The organism is Pseudomonas sp. 11/12A, from assembly GCF_000800055.1.
In the GTDB taxonomy this organism is placed as follows: domain Bacteria; phylum Pseudomonadota; class Gammaproteobacteria; order Pseudomonadales; family Pseudomonadaceae; genus Aquipseudomonas; species Aquipseudomonas mohnii.
Genome location: NZ_JUGV01000001.1, coordinates 1,089,420 through 1,113,817 on the forward strand (window position 1 = coordinate 1,089,420; position 24,398 = coordinate 1,113,817).

The window sequence follows — 24,398 nt, forward strand, 5'->3', positions numbered from 1 at the left end:
CTCAAAGGCACCGCGTTGATTCAGAATGCACGCGTTATCGCTGACATCCATCGCGAGCAAGCTCGCTCCCACAACTCAGAGGACTCAGCGGAACGCCGGGACCACGTGCTTGATAAACAGCTCCAGGGATTTCTTCTTCTCGGCGTGCGGCAAGCTGTTGTCGCACCAGAAGCTGAACTCGTCGACGCCCAGTTCCTGATAGTACTTGATGCGCGGAATGATCTCTTCCGGGGTACCGATCATGGCGGTTTTGTGCAGGCTGTCCAGTTCGAACTCCGGACGGCCGGCGAATTTCTCTTCCGGGCTTGGCGCCAGGAAGCCGTTGACCGGGGTTTCCTTGTTGCCGAACCAGGCATCGAAAGTGCGATAGAACTTGGCGATCGCCTTGGCCCCGACCTTCCAGCCTTCGGGATCATCGACTGCGTGAACATGGGTGTGACGCAACACCATCAGTTGCGGGCGTGGCACGTCCGGGTTGTTGTCCAGCGCGGTCTGGAACTTGTTCTTCAGGTCCAGTACTTCTTCGTCGCCTTTCATCAACGGCGTCACCATGACGTTGCAGCCATTGGCCACGGCGAAGTTGTGCGAGTCCGGGTCACGGGCGGCGATCCACATCGGCGGGTTCGGCTTCTGGATTGGCTTGGGCACGCTGGTAGAGGTCGGGAATTTCCAGATGTCGCCGTCATGGGCGTAGTCGCCTTGCCACAGGGCACGAACCACCGGAACCATTTCCCGTAGCGCCTGGCCGCCGCTTGAGGCTGGCATGCCACCGGCCATGCGGTCGAATTCAACCTGGTAAGCACCACGGGCCAGGCCCACTTCCATGCGCCCGTTGCTGATCACGTCCAGCAATGCGCATTCGCCGGCGACCCGGATCGGGTGCCAGAACGGCGCGATGATGGTGCCGGCGCCGAGGTGGATGGTGGTGGTCTTGGCCGCCAGGTAGGCCAGCAGCGGCATCGGGCTCGGCGAGATGGTGTATTCCATGGCGTGGTGCTCACCGATCCAGACGGTGCTGAAACCACCGGCTTCGGCCATCAGGGTCAGCTCGGTCAAGTCTTCGAACAGCTGGCGATGGCTGATGCTTTCGTCCCAACGTTCCATGTGTACGAACAGGGAAAATTTCATGACGCTTACCTCGGATCTTTTGTTGTCGGCCTGTCGACTGCGGGCCTGTTGCCTGGAATGAGCGCAGGGCTCCCCGGTGTTCTCGCCAGTGTAAAGCGCGTTCCTGAGTACGGCTGTTCGGCTGATTGATTATTGGTATACCATAATACGGAATATCTGCAAAATATTTCTCTTAGACGGTCACTTACCAAGAGTCACTCGGCTTATGCCTATCTGTCCCTGGGCACGCAGGAGGGCGGTTATGTATTCCGGCGCGGGCACCACGGGCATTCAGACGGTCGGCGTTATCGTTGGCGTCCATCGCGGGCAAGCCCGCTCCCACAGGGATTTGCGTAGATCTGTAGGAGCGAGCCCGCTCGCGAAAAACGTGCGGGCACCACGGGCATTCAGACGACCCGCGTTATCGTTGACGTCCATCGCGAGCAGGCTCGCTCCTACATGGATTTGCGTAGATCTGTAGGAGCGAGCCCGCTCGCGAAAAACGTGCGGGCACCACGGGCATTCAGACGACCCGCGTTATCGTTGACGTCCATCGCGAGCAGGCTCGCTCCTACATGGATTTGCGTAGATCTGTAGGAGCGAGCCTGCTCGCGAAAAACGTGCGGACAACACGGGCATTCAGACGACCCGCGTTATCGTTGACGCCCATCGCGAGCAGGCTCGCTCCTACAGGGATTTGCGTAGATCTGTAGGAGCGAGCCTGCTCGCGAAAAACGTGCGGACAACGCAGTCATTCAGACAGCCAGCGTTATCGTTGACGCCCATCGCGAGCAGGCTCGCTCCCACAGGGATTTGCGTAGATCTGTAGGAGCGAGCCCGCTCGCGAAAAACGCGCGGGCAACACGGGCATTCAGACGACCCGCGTTATCGTTAACGCCCATCGCGAGCAGGCTCGCTCCTACAGGGATTTGCGTAGATCTGTAGGAGCGAGCCCGCTCGCGAAAAACGCGCGGACAACACGGGCATTCAGACGACCCGCGTTGTTGACGCCCATCGCGAGCAGGCTCGCTCCTACATGGATTGTGGAATCAGGCGAGAACGGGCAGGGCGCCCATCTTGCCGTGGCAATACACCAGTGGTCCGGCATTCTGCCGGGGCACGATCAGGTTCTTCACCGCGCCGACCATGATCGCGTGGTCGCCCCCTTCATATTCGCGCCACAGTTCGCATTCGATGACCGCCGTGGCGTTGGCCAGGATCGGATTGCCCAGCTCGCTCAATGTCCACTCGATGCCTTGTGCCTTGTCTTTGCCCTTGCGCGCGAAGGCATAGGCTTCGCTTTGCTGACCGCCGGAAAGCACATGAATGGCAAAGCGTTTGTTCTTGATCAGAACCGGGTAGGAGTCGGAGCTGTAGTTGGGGCAGAACAGCACCAGGGCCGGATCCATGGACAGCGAACTGAACGCACTGGCTGTCAGGCCGACGATTTGCCCGTCGTCATCGAGCGTGGTGATCACGGTTACGCCGGACGGGAACGAGCCCATGACTTGTTTGTAGATGGCGGCATCGATCATTGGACTGTCCTCGGGTGTGGTGCATGGTTTTTATGAGTTTGTAGGTCTGATGGTATACCGTAATACATCGTTTGCAAGGGCTTTTTCTACCGGCCGATAAACGTACACCTCCGGTCTTGAGGTCAATAAATACAGGGCTTTCAGCTAGGCAGAGGGTGGGGGTTTGCGGCAGGATTGCAGATCAGATGGGATTGCAAAGACCGGATCAGTCTTGTGAAAAAGTTGGAATACCATAATATGGTGTTCATCTGAGGGGCGACCAGAGAGTCCCCCCGGTTTGGCTTCATACAAAGATAAGAACAGACAAACTCGAGTTCATGCATATGTCCCAGATGTCCCGGCAAGACCCGTTGATCGAGAATCACACGGTCGACTACGTTCCACTCGCAGAGCGCCACGGGAAGGCCCGCGATCTGTTCACCCTATGGTTCAGCACCAACATTGCGCCACTGCCTATCGTCACCGGTGCCATGGTGGTTCAAGTGTTCCATCTCAATTTGTTCTGGGGGCTGTTGGCGATTGCCCTGGGACACATGGTCGGCGGGCTGGTGATTGCCCTGGCATCGGCCCAGGGCCCGCGCATGGGCATTCCGCAAATGGTGCAGAGCCGGGGTCAGTTCGGTCGCTATGGCGCGCTGCTGATCGTGTTCTTTGCCGCCCTGATTTACGTCGGTTTTTTCATTTCCAACATCGTGTTGGCCGGCAAATCGATCGTCGGCATCGTGCCTTCGGTCCCGGTGCCTGCCAGTATCCTGATCGGTGCCCTCAGCGCGACCGCCATCGGGGTGATCGGTTACCGCTTCATCCATACCCTCAATCGTATTGGTACCTGGGTGATGGGCAGCGCGCTGCTCGCCGGTTTCCTCTACATCTTCGCCCATGACTTGCCGGCGGACTTCTTCACCCGTGGCGGTTTCAACCTGTCCGGCTGGTTGGCCACCGTGTCCCTGGGCATCATCTGGCAGATCAGCTTTTCGCCTTACGTGTCGGACTACTCGCGCTACCTGCCGGCGGATATCGGCATCACTCGTCCGTTCTTTGCCACCTACCTGGGCGCGACCCTGGGCACGATCCTCTCGTTCACTTTCGGCGCGGTGGCGGTCCTAGCGACCCCGGAAGGCACTGAAGCGATGGCTGCGGTCAAGCAATCCACCGGTTGGCTGGGGCCGATTCTGATGGTGCTGTTCCTGCTCAACATCATCAGTCACAACGCCTTGAATCTGTATGGCGCGGTGCTGTCGATCATCACCTCGATCCAGACCTTCGCCAGTCAGTGGACGCCGAGCATCAAGGTGCGCGTGGTGTTGTCGAGCGTAGTGCTGGCGGGGTGCTGCGTGGTCGCGCTCGGCGCTTCGGCGGACTTCATCTCGCAGTTCATCGGGCTGATTCTGGCGTTGCTGTTAGTGCTGGTGCCGTGGGCCTCGATCAACCTGATCGATTTCTATGTGATCAAGCGTGGGTGCTACGACATTGCCTCGATCTTCCGTGCGGATGGCGGGATCTATGGTCGGTTCAATCTGCATGCGATCGTGGCGTATTTCATCGGGATCATCGTGCAGTTGCCGTTCGCCAATACATCGCTGTATGTCGGGCCTTATGCCAATCTGGTTGAGGGCGCGGATCTGTCGTGGCTGGTGGGGTTGGTGGTGACGTGTCCGCTGTATTACTGCCTGGCAACTCGTGGGCAGGCGCGGTTGAGCCGCGTTGTGGGGCTTGGTTTTACTGATTGATATTGGGTGATGTTTGTCTGGAATGCCCGGCTTTTGGCCGGGCATTTTTGTTCTGGTGATTCGTGAATACAGGCAGCCTGGTGCCGACCTGTTGTTTGCTTTCGGAGTACCTACCCATTCCTGCGGTAACGGCCACTTATGGTTTTGCCCTGATGGCGAGTCTCTTTTTCAAAAGCCAAAGCGAGGCGGCCTGACAGCCGATCTGATTACAGGTCTGTCTGCGATCCCCTTGTGGGAGCCAGCCTGCTGGCGATGAACGCCCGGATAACGCGATCCTTCAGACAGGGCGCGTTATCGTTGACGTCCATCGCCAGCAGGCTGGCTCCCACAGGGGATTGGCGGTATCCGCGAAAATCAGGTCGGCTGTCAGGCCGCCTCGCGTTGCTCTGGCTATTGATGATCTTGCCCCATCGCGGCGGGCCCAGCGAACGCCAGGGTTTGATTACTTGGCCCCGGGTGGCGATGCGCTTTTCAAAGTGACCCGCTGTAAGAGCGGAACCCCAAGTGGCCGTTACCGAAGGAAGGGACAGGTACACTCACTGAAAAAAAAAGGTCACCACAACCCGACGTTGTGGTGACCCGAGGGTGACACTCTATTACCGGTCCACTGGCATGGACCTCAAAACATCAATGGGCCCCAGCCGCCTTGTTCAGGTCGCTTTCAGCCCATTCGGTATAGACACAAGCATCCGCCGTCGCCCAGCGCACGCGCACCGGATCGCCCGCCTTCATTGGCATTCCGGCCGCAGACAAGGCCTTGACGGTCATCGAGGTGCCACCCGAGGTCACCACACTGCAGGTCTGGCTTTCGCCCAGGAACAACACTTCCACGACCTTGGCCGAGACTTCATTCCAGCCGGCGGCCAGTGGCTCCCGGGCTGCTTGCTCAACGCTCAAGGCCAATGCTTTTTCCGGACGCACCATCAGCAGCACATCCTGATGGGTTTGCAGCCCGGCGGTCAGGCGGATCGACAGCGACTGCCCTTCAAACGAAGCCGCCGCATTGCCCTGGGCCTTGAGCTTGAGGAAGTTCGAGTTGCCGAGGAACGAGGCGACGAAGGCATTCGGCGGGTTCTGGTACAGGTCATAGCCGCTGCCCAGGCCAACGATCTTGCCGTGGCTGAAGATCGCGATGCGCTGGGACAAACGCATGGCTTCTTCCTGGTCGTGGGTCACGTAGACGATGGTGATGCCCAGGCGTCGATGCAGCTGGCGCAGTTCATCCTGCAAATCTTCACGCAGTTTTTTGTCCAGTGCGCCGAGGGGTTCGTCCATCAGCAGGATGCGTGGCTCGTAGACCAGTGCCCGGGCGATGGCGACCCGTTGCTGCTGGCCGCCGGAGAGTTGCGAAGGGCGGCGATGGGCAAATTGCTCCAGCTGCACCAGCTTGAGCATGGCATCGACCCGGCGTTCACGTTCGGCCGTGGCCAGTTTGCGAATCGTCAGCGGGAAGGCGATGTTGTCGCGCACCGACAGATGCGGGAACAGCGAGTAGCGCTGGAACACCATGCCAATATCGCGCTTGTGCGGCGGTACATTGACCAGTGACTGGCCGTTGACCAGGATCTCGCCGCTGCTTGGCGTTTCGAAGCCGGCGAGCATCGACAGGGTGGTGCTTTTGCCGGAGCCGCTGGAGCCGAGGAAGGTCAGGAACTCACCGTCCTTGATGTCCAGCGAGATGTTGTCCACGGCGGCGAAGTCACCGTAGTACTTGTTCAGGTTGCGCAGGCTGACCAGCGGCTGGTCGTTTTGCTGGGCGCTATCTTTGATCACTGCACTCATGTCGTTCTCCTGCGCGCTCAGGCGCTGATTTCGTTGCGCCGGCGCAGTGCGGCGGCGATCACCATGACCAATACCGAGAGGCCGATCAGCAGCGTCGAGGCGACGGCGATCACGGGCGTCAGGTCCTGGCGCAGGGTGGTCCACATTTTCACGGGGAGGGTTTGCAGGGTCGGGCTGGCCATCATCACGCTCAACACCACTTCATCCCACGAGACGAGGAAGGCGAAGAGGGCGCCGGCCACCATGCCGGGACGAATCGCCGGGAAGGTGACCTTGAACACCGCTTGCAGGCGCGAGGCACCGCAGATCACCGCGGCATCCTCGATCGACTGGTCGAACAGCTTCAGCGAGTTGATGATCGAGATGATGGTGAACGGCAACGCGACGATCACATGGCTGACCACGAACGCGAACATCGTCCCGGTGTAGCCCAGTTTCAGGAACAGTGCGTACACCGCCACGGCGATGATCACCAGCGGCACGATCATCGGCAGGGTGAACAGGCCGTAGAGCATTTCCCGGCCAGGAAAGCGGCCGCGCACCAGGGCGAACGCCGTCGGCAAACCCAGGGCCACGGCGAAGAACGTGGTCAGCACCGCGACCTTGAGGCTGGCCATGGCCGCGTTCATCCAGTCGGCGTTGGAGAAGAACTGGACGTACCATTTCAGCGTCCAGCCCGGTGGCGGGAACACCAGCCATTGCGACGATCCGAACGACAGCAGCACGATGAACACGATCGGCAGCAACAGGAACAGACCGATCAGCCCGGTGGTGGCGTACAGGCCGAAGCGCATCCGGCGGCTCATGGCATTGGGGGTCAGGAGCATGACGGCTTACCTCGCGTTACTGGCGCCAACCGGGGATTCCGGCTGAAGCTTCAGGTAGAAGTAGAACAGCACCAGCGTAATCACGATCAGCAACGCGGCGCCGGCGCTCGCCAGGCCCCAGTTGAGGAACGACTGCACCTGCTGAATGATGAACTCGGGCAGCATCATGTTCTGCGCACCGCCCAACAGGGCCGGGGTGACGTAGTAACCCAGCGACATCACGAACACCATCAGGCCCCCGGAGAACAGGCCCGGCCGGCACAGCGGCAGGAACACCCGGAAGAAGTTGGTCCACGGGCTGGCACCGCAGATCGAACCGGCCTGCAAGATCATCGGGTCGATCGCCTGCATGGTCGCCTGCAGCGGCAGCACGATGAACGGGATCATGATGTAGCTCATGCCGATCACCACGCCGGTCAGGTTGTGCACCATTTCCAGCGGCTGATCGATGATGCCCATGGCCATCAGCGCCTTGTTGATCACCCCGGAGGCTTGCAGCAGCACCAGCCAGGAGTAGGTGCGGGCGAGGAGGCTGGTCCACATCGACAGCAGCACGATGTTGAGAATCCAGCGGCCCCAGCCGCGCGGTACCAGGGTGATCGCCCAGGCCAGCGGGAAGCCCAGCAACAGGCTGAACAACGTGACCAGGCCGGCCACCGAGAAGGTGTTGAGCAACACCCGGGCGTACGCCGAGTTGGCGAACAACTGTTCGTAATTGCCCAGGCCCGGCACCGGTTCAAGCACGCCGCGCAACAGCAGGCCAATCAACGGCGCGAGAAAGAACAGGCCAAGGAACAACAGCGCGGGGATCAGGTTGCTTGCACCACGCCAGCGCTGTGCCAGGGTCGGGGATTGCGTCATCGCAGCGGCCTTGCCGGCAGCGCCGGAGGCGCTCCCGACGGGCGTGGATGGACGGGACGCGGTTACCGTCATTTTCATTTGACCAGCCATTCGTTCCACCGTGTCGCGATGGCCGGACCGTTCTTGGCCCAGTACGCGAAATCAAGAGTGATCTGATCCTTAACGTAGGCCGTCGGCAGGTTAGGGGCGAGCACCGAATCCAGGCGCGCCACGCTGTCGACGTTGACCGGGGCGTAGGCGGTCAGGTTGGAGAAGTCGGCCTGGCCCTTGGCACTGCTGGCGTTGGCCAGGAACTTCATCGCCGCGTCCTTGTTTTTCGAACCTTTTGGGATGACCAGGATGTCGGCCATGACCAGGTTCTGCTTCCAGCTTACGCCCACCGGGGCGCCGTCTTCCTGCAGGGCGTGAATCCGGCCGTTCCAGAACTGACCCATGCTCGCTTCACCGGAGGCCAGCAACTGTTGCGACTGCGCGCCACCGCCCCACCAGACGATGTCTTTCTTGATGGTGTCGAGTTTCTTGAAGGCGCGATCCAGGTCCAGCGGGTAGAGCTTGTCGGCCGGCACGCCGTCGGCCAGCAGCGCCAGTTCCAGCACGCCTGGGCTTGGCCATTTGTAGAGGGCGCGTTTGCCGGGGTAGGTCTTGGTTTCGAACAGCGCGGACCAGTCCTGGGGTTTGGCGGCGCCGAGCTTGCCTTCGTTGTAGCCGAGGACGAAGGAGAAGAAGAACGAGCCGACACCGTGATCGGAGACGAACCGCGGGTCGATCTTGGTGCGATCGATGACTTTGAAATCGAGGGGTTCGAGCAGGCCTTCAGAGGCGGCGCGCAAGGCGAAGTCAGCTTCGACATCGACCACGTCCCATTGCACGTTGCCGCTTTCGACCATGGCTTTGAGCTTGCCGTAGTCGGTCGGGCCATCCTGGACCACCGTGATGCCGCTGGCCTTGCTGAACGGGTCGGCCCAGGCCTGCTTCTGCGCATCCTGGGTGCTGCCGCCCCAGCTGACGAAGTTGACGCTTTCAGCCGCCATTGCCACGTGACTGGCCGTGGCCAGCAAACCCGCGAACAGTACTGCGGTTGCACGTTTGTTCAACACCATTTTCACGCCCTCATTTGTTGTGTTTTTGAGCGGGCTTTGTATTGCCCGCCTATCGGGAGCAGTAGGTCCATCTGGCCTCTAAAGGCGACCGTGCCAAGGGCTGTTATTGGTGCTTTCCCTGGCGGGCGCACTTGGCTAAATCGTTCGGTCTATGGAATATCATATTATGGTATTCCAAACTTTGTGCAAGCATTTTGCCTTACCGGCTATCTGCCGAATCGGCTTTTTTGGAAAACTTCGGTGCCTCTGATCGCCACAATCCCATGGGGGAGTGAGCTTGCTCGCGATGAGGGCAGGGCCGTCGATTTCAGTATCGATTGGCCTACCGCTATCGCGAGCAAGCTTGCTCCCACCGGGGCAAATTCCGCTCGGGTCACTGGGTAAACGCAATACTCTCCACCACCTCCAGGTCGTACCCGGTCAAACCGGCGTATTTCAACGGCGGCCCGAGATGCCGCAGCTTGCCCACGCCAAGGTTCTGCAAGATCTGCGCCCCGGTGCCGACTTCCGAATAGATCCGTGACTGCGAACGGCTGAACTGCCGTGGCGGTTGGGTCAATTGTGGTACGCGCTCCAGCAACGCTTGCGAGGATTCGTGATTGGCCAACACCACGACCACGCCACATCCTTCTTCAGCCACTCGCTGTAACGCCGCCCACAACGTCCAGTTGGACGGCCCGCTGTACTCGGCGCCGACCAGGTCGCGCAACGGGTCGATCACATGCACGCGCACCAGCGTCGGTTGTTCGCGACGCACGTCACCCATGACCATTGCCATGTGCACACCGCCTTCGATGCGATCCTCAAAGGTGATCAGACGGAAGGTGCCATGCACCGTTGGCAGCTCGCGCTCGCCGATGCGTACGACCGTGTGCTCGGTACTTAAACGATAGTGGATCAAATCGGCGATGGTGCCGATCTTGATCCCGTGTTTGCGCGCGAACACTTCCAGATCCGGGCGACGGGCCATGGTGCCGTCGTCGTTCATGACTTCAACGATCACCGAGGCCGGTGTGAAACCGGCCAGGCGTGCCAGGTCGCAACCGGCCTCGGTATGCCCGGCGCGGGTCAGGACGCCGCCTTCCCGGGCGCGCAACGGGAAGATGTGCCCCGGCTGCACGATATCGGCGGCACTCGCGCCTTGGGCGACGGCGGCGGCGACGGTACGCGCCCGATCAGCGGCGGAGATGCCGGTGGTCACGCCGACGGCGGCTTCAATCGACACGGTGAACGCCGTGCTGAACACGCTGCCATTGCTCGGCACCATCTGTTCCAGGCCAAGGCGCTGGCAGTGCTCGTCGGTCAGGGTCAGACAGATCAGCCCGCGTGCTTCCCGGGCCATGAAGCTGATGGCTTCGGCGCTGCAACGATCGGCGGCGAGCAACAGGTCGCCTTCGTTTTCCCGGTCTTCGTCGTCAACCAGGAGCACCATCTTGCCTTGGCGGTAGTCTTCGATGATTTCTTCGATGCTGTTGAAGGCCATGTGAGGATTCTCGGTGTTTGTTGGAAATATATTGTGGTATACCATAATACAAAACAACCGGAGAGGTCACTATGAAGGCGTACTGGATTGCTCACGTGGATATCACCGATCCCGTTCAATACAGCCAATACACCCAGCGGGCGCCGAAGGCGTTTGCCGAATACGGCGGACGGATATTGGCGCGTGGTGGGCGCAGCGAGGCGATGGAAGGGCGGCCGACACCGCAACGCAGCGTGGTGATCGAGTTCGATTCCTATGACCAGGCGGTGGCCTGTTATCGGTCGGATCTTTATCAGGAGGCCAGGGGGCACCGCGAGGGTGTGGCTCGGGCTGAGGTGATTATTGTCGAGGGGGTGGTGCCGGTTTGAGGGGTGGTCCCCGGATCGACTGTAGGAGCTTGCCAGCGGCGGCGGCCTGACAGCCGACCTGTGTGTGGTTGACTGGGTACATATCCGTTGCTGCGGTAGTGGCGGCTGGCGGTTTCGCCCTTACGGCGACTTACTTTTTTTTCAAACGCCAAAAAAAAGATAAGCAAAAAAAGGCTCGCCCCGAGCGTCCGGCCCCTCGCTTGGGCTCGGCGTTCCTTCGCTACGGTATCCATCCGGGGACACTGCCCTCCGGTCTGCTTCGCGACGACCTACATGCAGCGTGTTCGACTGCGTCGAACGGCGCTACGCGCCACTCCCCGGATGCACACCTCCACTCAGCCTCCCGAAGGGGCGGGTGGATCAAGATCAAAAGCTGCAGGCGAGCTAACGCTCGGCCTGATGAGTGGTGAAGAGCAGGGTGGCGCGCCTTGCTTTTCCGTAGGAGCGAGCCTGCTCGCGATGGACTTGAGAACACTGCGGAGTGTCAGACTCCCCCGCGTTTTCGTTGACGACCATCGTCGGAACGCCGCTGTGCTTTTCTGTGGGAGCGAGCCTGCTCGCGATGGACTTGAGAACACCGCGGGGTGTCAGACTCCCCCGCGTTATCGTTGACGACCATCGTCGGAACGCCGCTGTGCTTTTCTGTGGGAGCGAGCCTGCTCGCGATGGACTTGAGAACACCGCGGGGTGTCAGACTCCCCCGCGTTTTCGTTGACGACCATCGTCGGAACGCCGCAGTGCTTTTCTGTGGGAGCGAGCCTGCTCGCGATGGACTTGAGAACACCGCGGGGTGTCAGACTCCCCCGCGTTATCGTTGACGACCATCGTCGGAACGCCGCTGTGCTTTTCTGTGGGAGCGAGCCTGCTCGCGATGGACTTGAGAACACTGCGGGGTGTCAGACTCCCCCGCGTTTTCGTTGACGACCATCGTCGGAACGCCGCTGTGCTTTTCTGTGGGAGCGAGCCTGCTCGCGATGGATTTGAGAACACTGCGGGGTGTCAGAATCCCCGCGTTATCGTTGACGACCATCGTCGGAACGCCGCCCGGAGCAGGCTCGCTCCCACAGGGTGTGTGCAGGGTCAGCGAATGAAGTGAATCTTGCCGGTATCGTCGTTGCCGATGTAGATGCCATAGACCCCGGCCTGCCGCTCTTCGATATAGCGCTCGAGAATCTGCCGGATCGCCGGGTAATAGATGCTGTCCCAGGGAATGTCCTCGGGCGCGAAGAATTTATAGTCGAGGGTTTCCGGCCCGTACTGGCCGGTGATTTCCAGGGCGATGGCGCGGAAGATGATGTACACCTCGCTGATCTTCGGCACGCTGAAGATCGAGTACGGCGAGAGGATTTCCGCGCGTACGCCGCTTTCTTCCCAGACTTCGCGCAAGGCCGCCTGCTCGGTGGTTTCGCCGGTTTCCATGAAGCCCGCCGGCAGCGTCCAGGTGCCCGGACGCGGCGGAATGGCGCGCTGGCATAGCAGGTACTTGCCGTCCTGCTCGATGATGCAGCCGGCGATGATTTTCGGATTGACGTAGTGGATGTAGCCGCAGCCGCGGCACATCAGGCGCTCGTGCGTATCGCCCGGCGGCAGCTGTTGACCCAGGTCAGGGCTGCCACACTTCGGACAAAAGCTCGGGCTGAACATGATCAACGACCTATGCGGGGTTCTTTGAGGGCGATGGGTTGGGTGATCTCGGGGATTGCCCCGGTCTCTTCCTGCTTGCGCTTGAGGTAGTCGAGGGCCACGGTGGCGGCGGCGCGGACGTGGTCGACGCAGGCCTGGTGAGCGGCCAGCGGATCGCCGCTCTTGATCGCCTCGACCATGCGTTCCATTTCCTGGTTACTGGCGCCACGACGGTTCTGCTGGGACACCGAGGTGGCACGCAAGTAGCTGATGCGCGCCTGCAACTGGCGCAACTGGGTGGCCGCGACATGGTTGCCGGAGCCTTCGAGCAACACGTCGTAGAAGCCTTGCACGGAGTCGATGACCTGTTGCAGTTCACCTTCCTTCAAGGCCTGGCGGTTTTCTTCCAGGGCTTTTTCCAGGGCCTTGATGTCCTTGGCCTTGGCACGCAGGGTGAACAGCTGGACGATCAGGCCTTCGAGCACGCAACGCAGTTCGTAGATATCGACCGCGTCGGCCAGGGTGATGATCGCCACCCGTGGGCCCTTGGCGTCGGCGAATTCCACCAGGCCTTCGGATTCCAGGTGACGCAGGGCTTCGCGCACGGAGGTACGGCTGACGCCCAGGCGATCGCACAGATCGCGTTCGACCAGACGGTCTCCCGGCAGAAGCTGGAAGTTCATGATGGCGCTTCGCAATTTATCCAGCACGATTTCGCGCAGGGTAACGGGGTTGCGATTGACCTTGAAGCTGTCGTCGAGTGGCAGGCGTTTCATGGGGTCCGCTCTGATTGTGGCTGTCCATGCAAAAAAAGCACTTCGATTGCAGCAATCTCCGTGCTCGTCAGATCAAACAGCCAAGGGGTTAACTGGAGGCCTCGGCATCGGCTTCGGCGAAGGCTTCTCGGGCGAGCCGGAAACTGTCGACGGCGGCGGGAACACCACAATATATGCCGACCTGAAGCAGAATTTCGCGTATTTGCTCACGACTCAAGCCGTTACGCAAGGCGCCGCGCACATGCAGCTTGAGTTCGTGAGGCCGGTTGAGCGCCGAGATCATCGCCAGGTTGATCATGCTGCGCTCCTTGAGGGACAAGCCCTCGCGCCCCCAGACGTGACCCCAGCAGTATTCGGTGACCATTTCCTGCAGAGGGCGGGTGAAGTCGTCGGCGTTCTCGATGGAGCGATTGACATAGGCTTCGCCCAGCACCTGGGTACGGATCTGCAAGCCTTTCTCGTACTTCTCGTTGCTCATTGCATGTGTCTCCTGTGGCGCTCAGATCTCGAGGCTGTGCTGTTGGCCGCAGCGCGGCTCCTGCCGTTTGGCCAAACTGACTTAGAGCCCACCCATCAGGGTGTATTTAAGTTCAAGGTAGTCCTCGATGCCGTACTTGGAGCCTTCACGGCCCAGGCCTGAGGACTTGATTCCGCCAAACGGCGCGACTTCGGTGGAAATCAGCCCTTCGTTGATCCCGACCATGCCGTATTCCAACGCTTCGCTCATGCGCCAGGCACGACCCAGATCGCGGGTGTAGCAGTAGGCGGCCAGGCCGAATTCGGTGTCGTTGGCCATGTGCACGGCCTCGGCTTCGCTGTCGAAGCGGAACACCGCCGCCAGCGGGCCGAAGGTTTCTTCCCGGGCGACTTTCATCTGCGTGGTGACGCCGGCCAGCACGGTCGGCTGGAAGAAGCCGTTGCCCAGCGCATGGCGTTCGCCGCCGCACAGCAGGCGCGCGCCCTGGGCCAGTGCGTCCTGTACGTGGTCTTCGACCTTGGCCACGGCGCGTTCGTTGATCAATGGACCCTGAGTGATGCCCGCCTCGAAACCGCTGCCAACCTTGAGCTGCGAAACCCGCTCGGCCAGCCGGGCGACAAAGGCGTCATGAATGCCGTCCTGCACCAGGAAGCGGTTGACGCAGACGCAGGTCTGCCCGGCATTGCGGAACTTGGCAATCAGCGCGCCTTCCACGGCACGCTCCAGGTCGGCATCGTCGAAGACGATGAACGGCGCGTTCCCGCCCAGTTCCAGCGAAACCTTTTTCAACGTCGGCGCGCACTGCGCCATCAGCAATTTGCCAATCGCCGTGGAGCCAGTGAACGACAGTTTGCGCACCCGGGGGCTGGCGGTCAGTTCGCCACCGATGGCAATGGCGTCGCCGGTGATCACGTTGAAGATGCCCGCAGGAATACCGGCCTGTTCGGCCAACGCGGCCATGGCCAGGGCCGAGAACGGCGTTTCCGGCGCTGGCTTGACGATGCACGGGCAGCCAGCGGCCAGTGCCGGGCCGGCCTTGCGGGTGATCATCGCCGCCGGGAAGTTCCACGGTGTAATGGCCGCGACCACGCCAATCGGTTCTTTGCTGACGACGATGCGTGCATCGCCCTTGTGGCTGGGAATGGTGTCGCCGTAGATGCGTTTGGCTTCTTCAGCGAACCACTCGATGAAGCTGGCGGCGTAGAGAATTTCACCCTTGGCTTCGGCCAATGGCTTGCCCTGTTCGAGGGTGAGGATTTCAGCGAGGGCGTCGGCGTTTTCCAGCATCAGGGCGTGCCAGCGCTTGAGTGTGTTGCTGCGTTCCTTGGCGGTCAGTGCACGCCAGGCCGGCCAGGCGTTGTTGGCGGCTTCGATGGCCAGGCGCGCATGCTCGGCACCGAGGTTCGGCACCCGACCGATGAGTTCACCGGTGGCCGGGTTGAAGATGTCCTGTTGCGCGCCGTCGGGTGCATCCAGCCATTGGCCGTTGATGTACGCCTGCTGGCGGAACAGTGATGAGGCTGCTGGGCTCATGCCGGCTCCTGACAAAATTAAAAGATCTGCGCGGCCCCTTGTAGGAGCGAGCCTGCTCGCGAAAAACCCGAGAACGCCAAGGGCTGTCAGGCAGCACGCGTTATCGTTCACGACCATCGTCGGAGCGCCGCCCGGAGCGGGCTCGCTCCTACAGGGGGGTGTGAACCATCAGCCCAGCGCGGGCAGCGGCCCCAGTTTGCCTTTGTGGTAGACCATCGGCGTCACCGGTTGCGCGGGCAAAATGAGGTTCTTCACTGCGCCGACGATGATGGCGTGATCGCCGCCGTCGTATTCACGCCACAGTTCGCACTCGATGATTGCCGTGGCCTTGGCCAGCAACGGGTTGCCGAGTTCGCTCAGGTGCCAGTCGATGCCTTTGGCCTTGTCCTTGCCTTTGCCGGCAAAGGCATAGGCTTCGGCGGTCTGGTCGGCGGACAGCAAGTGAATCGCGAATTGCTTGCTGTCGCGCAGCACCGGGTAGGTGTCCGAGGCGTAGTTGGGGCAGAACAGCACCAGCGCCGGATCGATCGACAGCGCACTGAATGCGCTGGCGGTGATGCCGACGATGCCGCCGTCGGGGTCCAGGGTGGTGACCACCGTGACGCCGGACGGAAACGAACTCATGACGTCTTTGTAAATGCCGGGTTCGATCATTTCTCTGGACTCCTAGCGCATCACGAACGGATCAGGCATTGGCGCCTGGGACAGGTTGATCCACACCGTTTTCAGCTCGGTGTAGGCCAGCACCGAATCGATGCCGCTTTCGCGTCCATAGCCACTGTTCTTGAACCCGCCGATCGGCGCCATGGCCGAGACCGCGCGGTAGGTGTTGACCCAGATGATCCCCGAACGCACGTCACGGGCCAGGCGATGGGCACGGCCCAGGTCGCGAGTCCAGATGCCGGCGGCGAGGCCGAACTGCGAGTCGTTGGCGATCGCCAGGGCTTCGGCTTCGTCCTTGAAACGGATGACCGAAGCCACCGGGCCAAAGACTTCTTCCTGCATGATCTTCATCGAGTTGCGGTCGCATTCGAACAAGGTCGGCTCATAGAACCAGCCCTCGCCGAGATTCTGCGGACGCTTGCCGCCCAGGCGCAGCTTTGCACCTTCGGCAATGGCATCGGCGACCAGGCCTTCAACCACCGCCAGTTGCTGCGCCGTGGCCATCGGGCCCATTTCGCTGCTGTCTTCCTGCGGGTTGCCGATGCGGATGCGCTGGGCGCGCTCCACCAGGCGACCCACGAACTCGTCGTAGATGTCGTCCTGCACCAACAGGCGCGAACCCGATACGCAGCTCTGCCCGGAGGCGGCGTAGATCCCGGCGATGGCGCCGTTGATCGCGCTGTCGAGGTCGGCGTCGGCGAAAATGATGTTCGGTGATTTGCCGCCCAGTTCCAGGGACAGCTTGGCGAAGTTTTCGGCGCTGCTGCGCACCACATGCCGCGCCGTCGCCGCACCGCCAGTGAAGGCGATTTTGCGGATCAGCGGATGGCGGGTGAGGGCGGCGCCGGTGCTTGGGCCATAACCGGTGACGACGTTGACCACGCCCGGCGGAATCCCGGCTTCGAGGGCCAGGCGCGCCAGCTCCAGAATGGTCGCCGAGGCATGTTCGGACGGTTTGATCACGATGGTGTTGCCCGCCGCCAGTGCCGGGGCGAGTTTGATCGCGGTCAGGTACAGCGGGCTGTTCCACGGGATGATCGCGGCGACCACGCCCATGGCTTCATGCACGGTGTAGGCAAACAGGTCCGGCTTGTCCAGCGGCAGGGTGCCGCCTTCAAGCTTGTCGGCCAGGCCTGCGGTGTAATGGAAGAACTCCGGCAGATAGCCGACCTGACCGCGGGTTTCGCGGATCAGCTTGCCGTTGTCGCGGCTTTCCAGCTGCGCCAGTTGTTCCTTGTTTTCGGCGATCAAGTCGCCCAGGCGCCGCAGCAGTTTGCCGCGGGCGGTGGCGGTCAGGCCACGCCAGGCCGGGCTGTCGAAAGCGCTCTGCGCGGCCTGCACGGCGCGCTCGACGTCGGCTTCGTCGGCATCGGGCAGTTCGGCCCAGGGTTCGGCCAGGGCCGGGTTCAGGCTTTCGAAGGTCTTGCCGGACAGGGCATCGACCCATTCACCGCCGATGCACATCTGGAAGCGTGCGAGTGTCATGCAACGATCCCCTTGATTTGGTTTGGTCGGGAGTGCGCTTTATCGAGAAACTCCAGCAACAGCTGGTTGACCAGGCGCGGCGATTCTACGGGCATCATATGCCGCTGCTCGGCGAGGACGGCAACTGCCGCGCCGGGAATGCGCTCGGCCAGTTGCCGGGCCATTTCCGGCGTCGACCCCGGGTCCAGTTCTCCGGTGGCGATCAGGGTCGGCACCTGGATGCCGGGCAGGTCCTCGGCGCGGTACATGTCCTGGGTTGCAAACAGCTCATAGGTGGTCAGGTAGCCCTGGGGGTCATTGCCTGCCAGCGTCTGGCGGATCGCGGCGATCTGCGCCGGATTGGCCGCCTGGTATTCGCGGCTGAACCAGCGCGACAACGCCGCTTCGGCGTTGGCGTCCGGTCCATGCTCGGCGGCCTGGCTGGTGCGGGCGATCACACCGGCGCGCTGTTCGGCGCTACGGTTGAACACGCTGTTGAGCACCACCAGGCTTTGCAAGCGTTGCGGGTAATGCAGGGCGAAGGCCCGTGCCACCAGCCCGCCCATGGAAAAACCGATCACCGCCGCCTTGGGCAATTGCAGGTGATCGAGCAGCTCCAGCAACTGGTCGGCGTAGCCGAGCAGGGGCGTGCCGCTTTCCGGGCGCGGGCTGGCCCCATGACCGAGCATGTCGTAGGCGATGACCCGGTACTGGGAGGCCAGGCCAACGATCTGGCCGCCCCACATTTCTTTATTCAGGCCCACGCCGTGGATCAAGACCACGGGCTGGCCTTGGCCGGTCGCCAGGTAACTGGTTCCAGCCGGGGTGGTTTCAGCGGTGAGCCGAATCATGGAGCGCTCCTGCAAACCTTCTTGTTGTAGTGACCGACCGTCTTACTGGGCTTTTTCAGCCGCCAGTTCTTCCAGGTCGATGTAACGGTTGCCGATGCGTGGGTGCAGGCGGCCGCCATCGGCGCAACCCAGGACGACGACTATTTCGTCGGCACGCGGCGCGTCTTCGATCTGCATTTCCAGGGTGATGTAGTGCGAACGCAGGCCTTCATCGTCCTTGTGCATCATCGGGATCTGGATCGAGGTGCCCGGGCCGCCGCGCTTGTTGGTGAAGCTCAGGTAGCTCTTGGCTTTCACGGCTTCGCGGTAATGGTTGCCGAAGCGCAGGGTGTGGATCACGGCCGAGGCGTGTTCGATTTCGCCATCGGCGCCGACCACGGCAGCCTTGCCGTAGGCTTCGATCTTCTCGGCACCGCCGATGAGGCCCACCAGGCGTTCAACCATCATGGCGCCAAGGTCGGAGCAGTTGGCGCGGATTTGCGGTTTCAGGTCTTCGACAAAGCCGTTGCCCACCCAAGGGTTTTTCATCACCACGGCCAGCCCGACCATGGTCACAGGCTTATCACTGGCCTTGCCGCCTTCGATAAAGGTTTCTTCGATGTAGCTGACGATCTTGCGGATTTCAAAACTCATGAGCGGCTCCATTTCAGAGTGAAAAGTGTCTGTGCGTCTGATGGTATACCATAATACCGTTAGCGCAAGACCCTGAATGGAGTTTCTGGTCGGAAGGTGCGCAAACCCGCCAGCCATTGATCGGATGCCGGTCTTGAACAGTTGAAAAAGGGAACTGCGGTGCGCCGGCCATGCCTTTACCGTAGGGATCCAGCCAATCGGGCTCGACAAGGCATACAGGCAAGGTGCGCTATTGAACGCTCAGCGGTTTTACGTGGGCTGCGCTGGCTGGAATCTGGGCCGCGAGCATTTGTCGGCGTTCCCCACCGAGGGCACGCACTTGCAATGCTATGCAGCGATTTTGGGCAGCGTTGAAATCAACAGCTCGTTTTATCGCCCCCATCGTCAACAGACTTACGTTCGCTGGGCCGATTCGGTGCCAGCCGACTTTCGCTTTTGCGTGAAGATGCCCAAGCGGATTTCCCACGTCCGGCGTTTGCAACACTGCGAGCAGGAACTCGATGAATTTCTGGGGCAATGCTCCGGGTTGGGCGATCGTCTGGGTTGCCTGTTACTGCAACTACCACCGTCACTGGCGTTTGCAGAACCGTTTGCCGAGGCATTTTTTGTCGCTTTGAGGCAGCGGTTTTTCGGGGATGTGGTATTGGAGCCGCGTCATGAATCCTGGGCCGATGCCGAGCCACTGCTGGTGCGCCATCGCATTACCCAAGCGGTGGTGGATCCGTCGCGTATCAGCGGTGATGGCGCTCCGAGAGGATGGCAGGGACTTCAATACTGGCGGCTTCATGGTTCGCCACGCATTTACTACAGCGCCTATGAACGAAGCTGCCTTGAACACCTGGCGGTCGAGCTCCAGGCCGCCACCGGCGCTGGGCAAGCGACCTGGTGCATCTTTGACAACACCGCCAGCGGCGCTGCGCTGGGCAATGCCTTGACACTGGCAGCGTCCTTGCGCGGCGAAGCCTGAGCGCGGAGTCGAAGGACCCGCGTCAGGCTTCAATGTATTGCCGGTCAGTGATCAGGCCGCCATGCCGTCGCCGAGCGACTTCTTATAAGAAGCCTTCATCGACTCCATTTGTGCCCCCAGTTCATCCAGTTGCTCTTTGCCCAACAGTTTTTTGGCCTGAGGAAACATCTCCGTTTCTTCTTCTTCGATGTGATGCTCAAGCAACTCCTTGACCACCTTGGCGCGTCCGGAAAACTCCACGCTGGCCGGGTCTGTGGCCTTCAGGTCAGGCAGCACCAGGGAGTCGACCGTGCGGTGCTCTTCCTTCGCCTCGTAGTACATTTTTTCCTGTTCTTTACCGCCGGCTTTTTTGTAGGCCGGGTAGAGAATTTCTTCTTCAAGCTTGGTGTGAAGGGTGATCTCCATTTCCAGTTTGGCAATCAGCTCGGCGCGTTTTTTTACCGCCCGCTCGGTGGAGTCGTTCAGTTGGGTCAGGATAGTTTTTACTCGTTCATGGTCGGCTTTCAGAATGTCAATGGCGTTCATGGTTCAGCCTCTGCTGTCACGGGAAGTCAGGACCGGTCGTTGCCGGCAATCTCTGTGGTTGCCCCATGACAGGAGCATGAGCTGTGCCAATCTTGTCTTGTTAAAAATTCAAGCTATATCAATGGCTTGGAGATGTCGCTGGCGCAAAGCCTCATGCAGCTTGCCCGAGCGCCGTCGTGCCGGTATTGCAAATCGCGGATAGGGGCGCAGGCGCGAAGGTGTTGGCGCAGCATTCTGTATTGCCACCGGTCCATGGCCTGGGAAAGCCGATGGAATTTTTCGTGGCCGGCCAAATCTCCTGTTCAACGAGCAGCGTTTCGTTTAATCGCCACCTGATGTCAGGGGCAGTCGAAATGCATGGCCCAGGAGAATGACCTCATGACCGTGTTCACACTTTTGTCCGGCACGTCCTCGACACTGACTGATTCAAGTCATGAACAGTGCCGCGACCTCTACGGCGTGTTGTACAGCAATGCTCCCGATGCCGGATCAAGGGGGGAAACCTTCCTGCGCCAACAACTGGCCCGCGCCGCTGAGCTGCCATGTGACTTGCCCGAAACGCCGGAGCAATTGTCGGCATGGGCCGAACTGCATTGTGCCGAGGTGGCACGCGACTATGCCCGGTACATCGAGGAGCGCCAGCAGGGCGGCGCACGGCGTTATTTTCAGAACAAGGCTCACGCGCTGTATTTCCTGCAACGGGTCGCGCCGACCAAAGAGGTCGATGGCGCCTGGCTGGAGGGGGTGGTGGATTGCTGGCAGGACCAACGGTTCGACGGTCTGCTGACCACCTACCTCGAGGAACTCGGCAGTGGCGACCCCCGGCAGAACCATGTGGTGATTTACCGCCAGTTACTGGCCGACCATGACGCGCAGGATCAGCAAGGGCTGGATGACCAGTACTTTCTGCAAGGCGCGATTCAACTGGCGCTGGGACGCTGCGGCGCGGCGTTCATGCCGGAGGTGATCGGCTACAACCTCGGTTACGAGCAACTGCCGTTGCACCTGTTGATCAGCGCCTATGAACTGCGTGAGCTGGGCATTGATCCGTATTATTTCACCCTGCATGTGACCATCGACAACGTCAGCAGCGGACATGCACGCAAGGCCATCCAGGCGCTGCTGGACTTGATGCCTGTTGACGAGGGGCGGGACGAGTTCTATCGCCGCGTGGCACTGGGTTATCGCCTCAACGATCTGGGAACAGGCTCGACGGCGGTGATACAGGGCTTCGATTTGCATCGCGAAGTGCTCGCCATGCTCGAGCGCAAACGCAGCTTCGGTCAGCACATGCATTCCGACTACTGCCGGATCGAGGGCAAGACCGTGAACGAGTGGCTGTCGGCGCCCGGGCAGGTGGAGGACTTTCTCGGCGCACTGGAGCGCAAGGGTTGGATCAAGCGCCATTGTCCACCACAGGAAAGTCGCTTCTGGAATTTGATCGAAGGCAGCACCGCCGCCATGTTCGGCGTGTTCAGTGGTTACGAGAAGCAGCTGCTGCGCGACTGGATGGCCGGTGACTGGCAAGACCCGAAAAGTCAGCCATCACCGCGTCGCAAGCACGACGAGAACCACGCCGACGCCGGGTGGGCGGATGATCCGGAACTCAAGGCATTGCAGGACTCTCTGAGCGAGCAATCGCCACGGCAACAGCTTGAGTCGTTGATTCCGTGACTGTCGGCACAGCGTCATTGCCGTCCGGCCGGGCTCTACGCCACCCGACGCTTCATTGAATTGCGTACCCGTCTGCGCTGACCCCTTTGCACTGACTCAAGGAGCGCCACATGTCAGTACAACAAAACGCCGATCAAGGCTTACTGGAGTTGGGCAAGCGCCTGCTCGCCGGGCATTATCGTTTCGTCACCCCGACGCCGTTGACCCACCAAAGGGTTCTTCAGCGCCTGGCGACACCGCTGGCCAGGGACCTGCGCGATGTTTTCGGTTGGTCGATGCCGTTCGATCACCGGTTGTTTGCGACGGAGGGACTGGCGGCGCTGGAGCAGGCAGGCATCGTCGAAAGGGATGGCTCGCTGTGGCGCAGCACCGTGCGCTGGTCAACCCTCGAAGGATTGCTGTTCGCCCATTCGGCGTACCCGACGACCCAGGCCGACTCGGTGTTTTTCGGTCCCGACAGCTACCGCTTTGCCCGGTTGATCGAAGCGCATTTGCAGCAGTGTTTCGAGCCTGTGCGGCGCGTGGTGGACATCGGTTGTGGTGCCGGCGTCGGCGCGTTGATCGTCGCCCGCGCCCGACGGGACGCCCAAGTGCTGGCCGTGGACATCAACCCGCGAGCGCTGCGACTGTCGGCCGTCAACGCCGAGTTGGCCGGGGCCAGCAACGTCACGGTCTATCACAGCGATGTGCTGGGCAGCGTCGAAGGTGCATTCGATCTGATCATCGCCAACCCGCCCTATATGAACGACAGCCAGCACCGCGCCTATCGCGATGGCGGTGGCGCCTTGGGCGAAGCCCTGTCACTGCGCATCGTTCGCGAAGCGTTGCCGCGCCTGCACGTGGGCGGCAGCCTGGTGCTGTACACGGGGGTGGCGATGGTGGCCGGGAGCGATCCATTTCTGGAGGCCGTGCTGCCCATGCTGTCCGGCGACACCTTTGCCTGGACCTATCGGGAACTGGACCCTGACGTGTTCGGCGAAGAATTGCTCAAGCCTGGTTATGAACGGGCCGAACGCATTGCGGCCGTGGCGCTGACCGTTACCCGCAGACGCGAGGCGTGACCATGAGCCTGGCGCCCCGGTTTGGCATCGAGGAAGAGTATTTCCTCACCGACCTCACGACCCGCCAGATGCTCGCTGAACCCGGCGCCGAGCTGCTGAGCGCTTGTCGCGAAGCCATTGGCGAGGGATTTGCCTACGAGATGTTCCAGGGACAAATCGAAGTGGCCTCGCCTGTGTTTACCCAGGCCAGCGAGGCCGCCGATTTTCTCGGCGGCGTGCGTGAGCGCTTGAATCGCGTGCTGGCCGAACGCGGTCTGGGGCTGCTCTGCGCAGGCAGTCACCCGTTGGCGCGCTGGCGTGAGCAGCATGCGACAAGGCTGCCGCACTTCGATCAGCTGTTTCAGGAATATCGATCCGTGGCACAGCGCAGCGTGCTCAGTGGCCTGCATGTGCATGTGGAAATTCCTGCCGGGATCGATCGGATGGCGGTCCTGAACGAGGTGGCGCCCTGGTTGCCGTTGTTGCTGTTGCTCAGTTGCTCCTCGCCCTACTGGGAGGGCATGGACAGTGGTTTCATGAGTTATCGCCAGGTCGTTTGCGACGGCTGGCCGCGCATGGGCATCCCTGAATATTTTCAGAACGACAGCGAATACCAGCGTTATCTGGCGTTGCTGCGGCGTACCGGCGCGATTGAAGACGGCGGCAACGGATGGTGGGGGATTCGCCCGGCCAGTCGTTTTCCCACCCTGGAATTGCGCATGACCGATGCCTGCCCGCGTCTGGCCGACACGGTACTGTTGGCCACGTTGTTTCGAGTGATGGTCGCGTTCGCCATTTCAAGCGCCAACCCCGGCGCTGGATACGATGCGACAGCCCGCTGGTTGCTCAAGGAAAACCAGTGGCAGGCCAAGCGTCATGGGATCGAAGGGCGTTTTGTAATCGATGCAGGAGGCGAGGTGATCAGCGCCGAACAATGGCTCGAACAGCTGCGATCGGTATTGGCGCCCACCGCAGCGCTGATTGGCGAGCCGGGTGTTTACGATGCCGTCCAGGCACTGCTGCTGTCGGGCAACAGTGCCCGTCGTCAATTGGACTGCCATGCCCGGGCCATGGCCCAGGGCGCGGACGCACAGCGATGCCTTGAGCGAGTGGTCGATCATCTGTTGCAAGAAAGCCGCGGCTGACGCCGTCGCTCAATTGCCATCGGCCACCTTGCGCTCTATTTCGGCCACCTTGCGCCGCTGCTCCTCAAGCTTTTGCTCTTCGGTCAGCGGTTGCGTCGGCGGATTGGCTTCGTCCCGACGCTTGGCGTCCTCTGACTCGGCGGGGTTGATCAGGTCATCGTCGTTCATGATGCTTTTCCTCCAGTGTCTGCACATTGGAGGAGGCGCGATGGCAGGAGTTCGGTTTTTTTCCG

The 24,398-nt window shown here is 61.1% G+C and carries 22 protein-coding genes and 1 pseudogene; 6 read left to right on the forward strand and 17 right to left on the reverse strand.

Annotation, left to right across the window (positions count from 1 at the left end):
- Positions 1-84: 84 nt before the first annotated feature.
- A complete protein-coding gene (locus GQ39_RS05125; protein ID WP_047527857.1) occupies positions 85-1,128 on the reverse strand; it encodes an LLM class flavin-dependent oxidoreductase in 1,044 nt (347 codons plus the stop codon).
- Positions 1,129-2,156: 1,028 nt separating this feature from the next.
- The gene (locus GQ39_RS05130; protein ID WP_047527859.1) at positions 2,157-2,642 is read right to left on the reverse strand and encodes a flavin reductase family protein; all 486 of its coding nucleotides are present in this window, start codon (positions 2,640-2,642) and stop codon (positions 2,157-2,159) included.
- Between the two features lie 323 nt (positions 2,643-2,965).
- On the opposite strand from GQ39_RS05130, the gene GQ39_RS05135 reads away from it, so the two are divergent.
- Positions 2,966-4,372, forward strand: coding sequence for a purine-cytosine permease family protein (locus GQ39_RS05135; protein WP_047527861.1), 1,407 nt, complete (start codon positions 2,966-2,968; stop codon positions 4,370-4,372).
- Positions 4,373-4,999: 627 nt separating this feature from the next.
- Here the strand turns inward: GQ39_RS05135 and GQ39_RS05140 are convergent.
- From GQ39_RS05140 to ribBA, 5 genes are all read right to left on the reverse strand, one after another.
- Complete coding sequence (locus GQ39_RS05140; RefSeq protein WP_047527862.1) at positions 5,000-6,154, reverse strand: ABC transporter ATP-binding protein; 1,155 nt, start codon at positions 6,152-6,154, stop codon at positions 5,000-5,002.
- 17 nt (positions 6,155-6,171) lie between these two features.
- Positions 6,172-6,981 carry an ABC transporter permease gene (locus GQ39_RS05145; protein WP_047527863.1) on the reverse strand — a complete coding sequence of 270 codons (810 nt, stop codon included), beginning with the start codon at positions 6,979-6,981 and terminating at the stop codon, positions 6,172-6,174.
- 6 nt (positions 6,982-6,987) lie between these two features.
- On the reverse strand, positions 6,988-7,920 hold the full coding sequence (locus GQ39_RS05150; protein WP_047527865.1) for an ABC transporter permease: 933 nt from the start codon (positions 7,918-7,920) through the stop codon (positions 6,988-6,990).
- A complete protein-coding gene (locus GQ39_RS05155; RefSeq protein ID WP_047527866.1) occupies positions 7,917-8,942 on the reverse strand; it encodes an ABC transporter substrate-binding protein in 1,026 nt (341 codons plus the stop codon). Before GQ39_RS05155 ends, GQ39_RS05150 begins: the two co-directional genes overlap by 4 nt.
- A 373-nt stretch (positions 8,943-9,315) precedes the next feature.
- The gene (gene ribBA / locus GQ39_RS05160; protein WP_047527868.1) at positions 9,316-10,425 is read right to left on the reverse strand and encodes a bifunctional 3,4-dihydroxy-2-butanone-4-phosphate synthase/GTP cyclohydrolase II; all 1,110 of its coding nucleotides are present in this window, start codon (positions 10,423-10,425) and stop codon (positions 9,316-9,318) included.
- Positions 10,426-10,496: 71 nt separating this feature from the next.
- On the opposite strand from ribBA, the gene GQ39_RS05165 reads away from it, so the two are divergent.
- Positions 10,497-10,793, forward strand: coding sequence for a DUF1330 domain-containing protein (locus GQ39_RS05165; RefSeq protein ID WP_047527870.1), 297 nt, complete (start codon positions 10,497-10,499; stop codon positions 10,791-10,793).
- 1,080 nt (positions 10,794-11,873) lie between these two features.
- Here GQ39_RS05165 and GQ39_RS05170 read toward each other — a convergent pair.
- From GQ39_RS05170 to GQ39_RS05205, 8 genes are all read right to left on the reverse strand, one after another.
- Positions 11,874-12,437, reverse strand: coding sequence for an NUDIX hydrolase (locus GQ39_RS05170; RefSeq protein WP_047527872.1), 564 nt, complete (start codon positions 12,435-12,437; stop codon positions 11,874-11,876).
- A 2-nt stretch (positions 12,438-12,439) separates the two neighbouring features.
- The gene (locus GQ39_RS05175) at positions 12,440-13,192 is read right to left on the reverse strand and encodes a GntR family transcriptional regulator (protein ID WP_046817510.1); all 753 of its coding nucleotides are present in this window, start codon (positions 13,190-13,192) and stop codon (positions 12,440-12,442) included.
- A gap of 88 nt (positions 13,193-13,280) precedes the next feature.
- A complete protein-coding gene (locus GQ39_RS05180) occupies positions 13,281-13,670 on the reverse strand; it encodes a carboxymuconolactone decarboxylase family protein (RefSeq protein WP_047527877.1) in 390 nt (129 codons plus the stop codon).
- Between the two features lie 81 nt (positions 13,671-13,751).
- Positions 13,752-15,203 (reverse strand): NAD-dependent succinate-semialdehyde dehydrogenase, encoded by a 1,452-nt coding sequence (locus GQ39_RS05185; RefSeq protein WP_047527878.1) that lies wholly within the window; start codon positions 15,201-15,203, stop codon positions 13,752-13,754.
- 168 nt (positions 15,204-15,371) lie between these two features.
- Positions 15,372-15,857 (reverse strand): flavin reductase family protein, encoded by a 486-nt coding sequence (locus GQ39_RS05190; RefSeq protein ID WP_047527880.1) that lies wholly within the window; start codon positions 15,855-15,857, stop codon positions 15,372-15,374.
- A gap of 12 nt (positions 15,858-15,869) precedes the next feature.
- Complete coding sequence (locus GQ39_RS05195) at positions 15,870-17,351, reverse strand: aldehyde dehydrogenase (protein ID WP_047527882.1); 1,482 nt, start codon at positions 17,349-17,351, stop codon at positions 15,870-15,872.
- On the reverse strand, positions 17,348-18,181 hold the full coding sequence (locus GQ39_RS05200; protein WP_047527883.1) for an alpha/beta fold hydrolase: 834 nt from the start codon (positions 18,179-18,181) through the stop codon (positions 17,348-17,350). Before GQ39_RS05200 ends, GQ39_RS05195 begins: the two co-directional genes overlap by 4 nt.
- A gap of 42 nt (positions 18,182-18,223) precedes the next feature.
- Positions 18,224-18,814 (reverse strand): amino acid synthesis family protein, encoded by a 591-nt coding sequence (locus GQ39_RS05205; RefSeq protein WP_047527885.1) that lies wholly within the window; start codon positions 18,812-18,814, stop codon positions 18,224-18,226.
- A gap of 232 nt (positions 18,815-19,046) precedes the next feature.
- On the opposite strand from GQ39_RS05205, the gene GQ39_RS05210 reads away from it, so the two are divergent.
- Entirely contained in the window at positions 19,047-19,781 is a 735-nt protein-coding gene (locus GQ39_RS05210; RefSeq protein WP_047527890.1) for a DUF72 domain-containing protein, read from the forward strand.
- A 51-nt stretch (positions 19,782-19,832) separates the two neighbouring features.
- Here GQ39_RS05210 and GQ39_RS05215 read toward each other — a convergent pair whose 3' ends face one another.
- Positions 19,833-20,306 carry a hemerythrin domain-containing protein gene (locus tag GQ39_RS05215; RefSeq protein ID WP_047527893.1) on the reverse strand — a complete coding sequence of 158 codons (474 nt, stop codon included), beginning with the start codon at positions 20,304-20,306 and terminating at the stop codon, positions 19,833-19,835.
- Between the two features lie 378 nt (positions 20,307-20,684).
- Between GQ39_RS05215 and GQ39_RS05220 the strand changes: the two are divergent.
- The 3 genes and pseudogenes from GQ39_RS05220 to GQ39_RS05230 all read left to right on the forward strand — a co-directional run bounded on the left by GQ39_RS05220 (position 20,685) and on the right by GQ39_RS05230 (position 24,165).
- Positions 20,685-22,061 (forward strand): annotated as a pseudogene (locus GQ39_RS05220) (iron-containing redox enzyme family protein).
- Positions 22,062-22,090: 29 nt separating this feature from the next.
- Positions 22,091-23,041 (forward strand): methyltransferase, encoded by a 951-nt coding sequence (locus tag GQ39_RS05225; RefSeq protein ID WP_047527896.1) that lies wholly within the window; start codon positions 22,091-22,093, stop codon positions 23,039-23,041.
- Positions 23,042-23,043: 2 nt separating this feature from the next.
- Complete coding sequence (locus GQ39_RS05230) at positions 23,044-24,165, forward strand: carboxylate-amine ligase (protein ID WP_047527898.1); 1,122 nt, start codon at positions 23,044-23,046, stop codon at positions 24,163-24,165.
- 9 nt (positions 24,166-24,174) lie between these two features.
- On the opposite strand, the gene GQ39_RS32955 is transcribed toward GQ39_RS05230, so the two are convergent.
- On the reverse strand, positions 24,175-24,333 hold the full coding sequence (locus GQ39_RS32955) for a hypothetical protein (protein ID WP_167361810.1): 159 nt from the start codon (positions 24,331-24,333) through the stop codon (positions 24,175-24,177).
- Positions 24,334-24,398 lie beyond the last annotated feature (65 nt).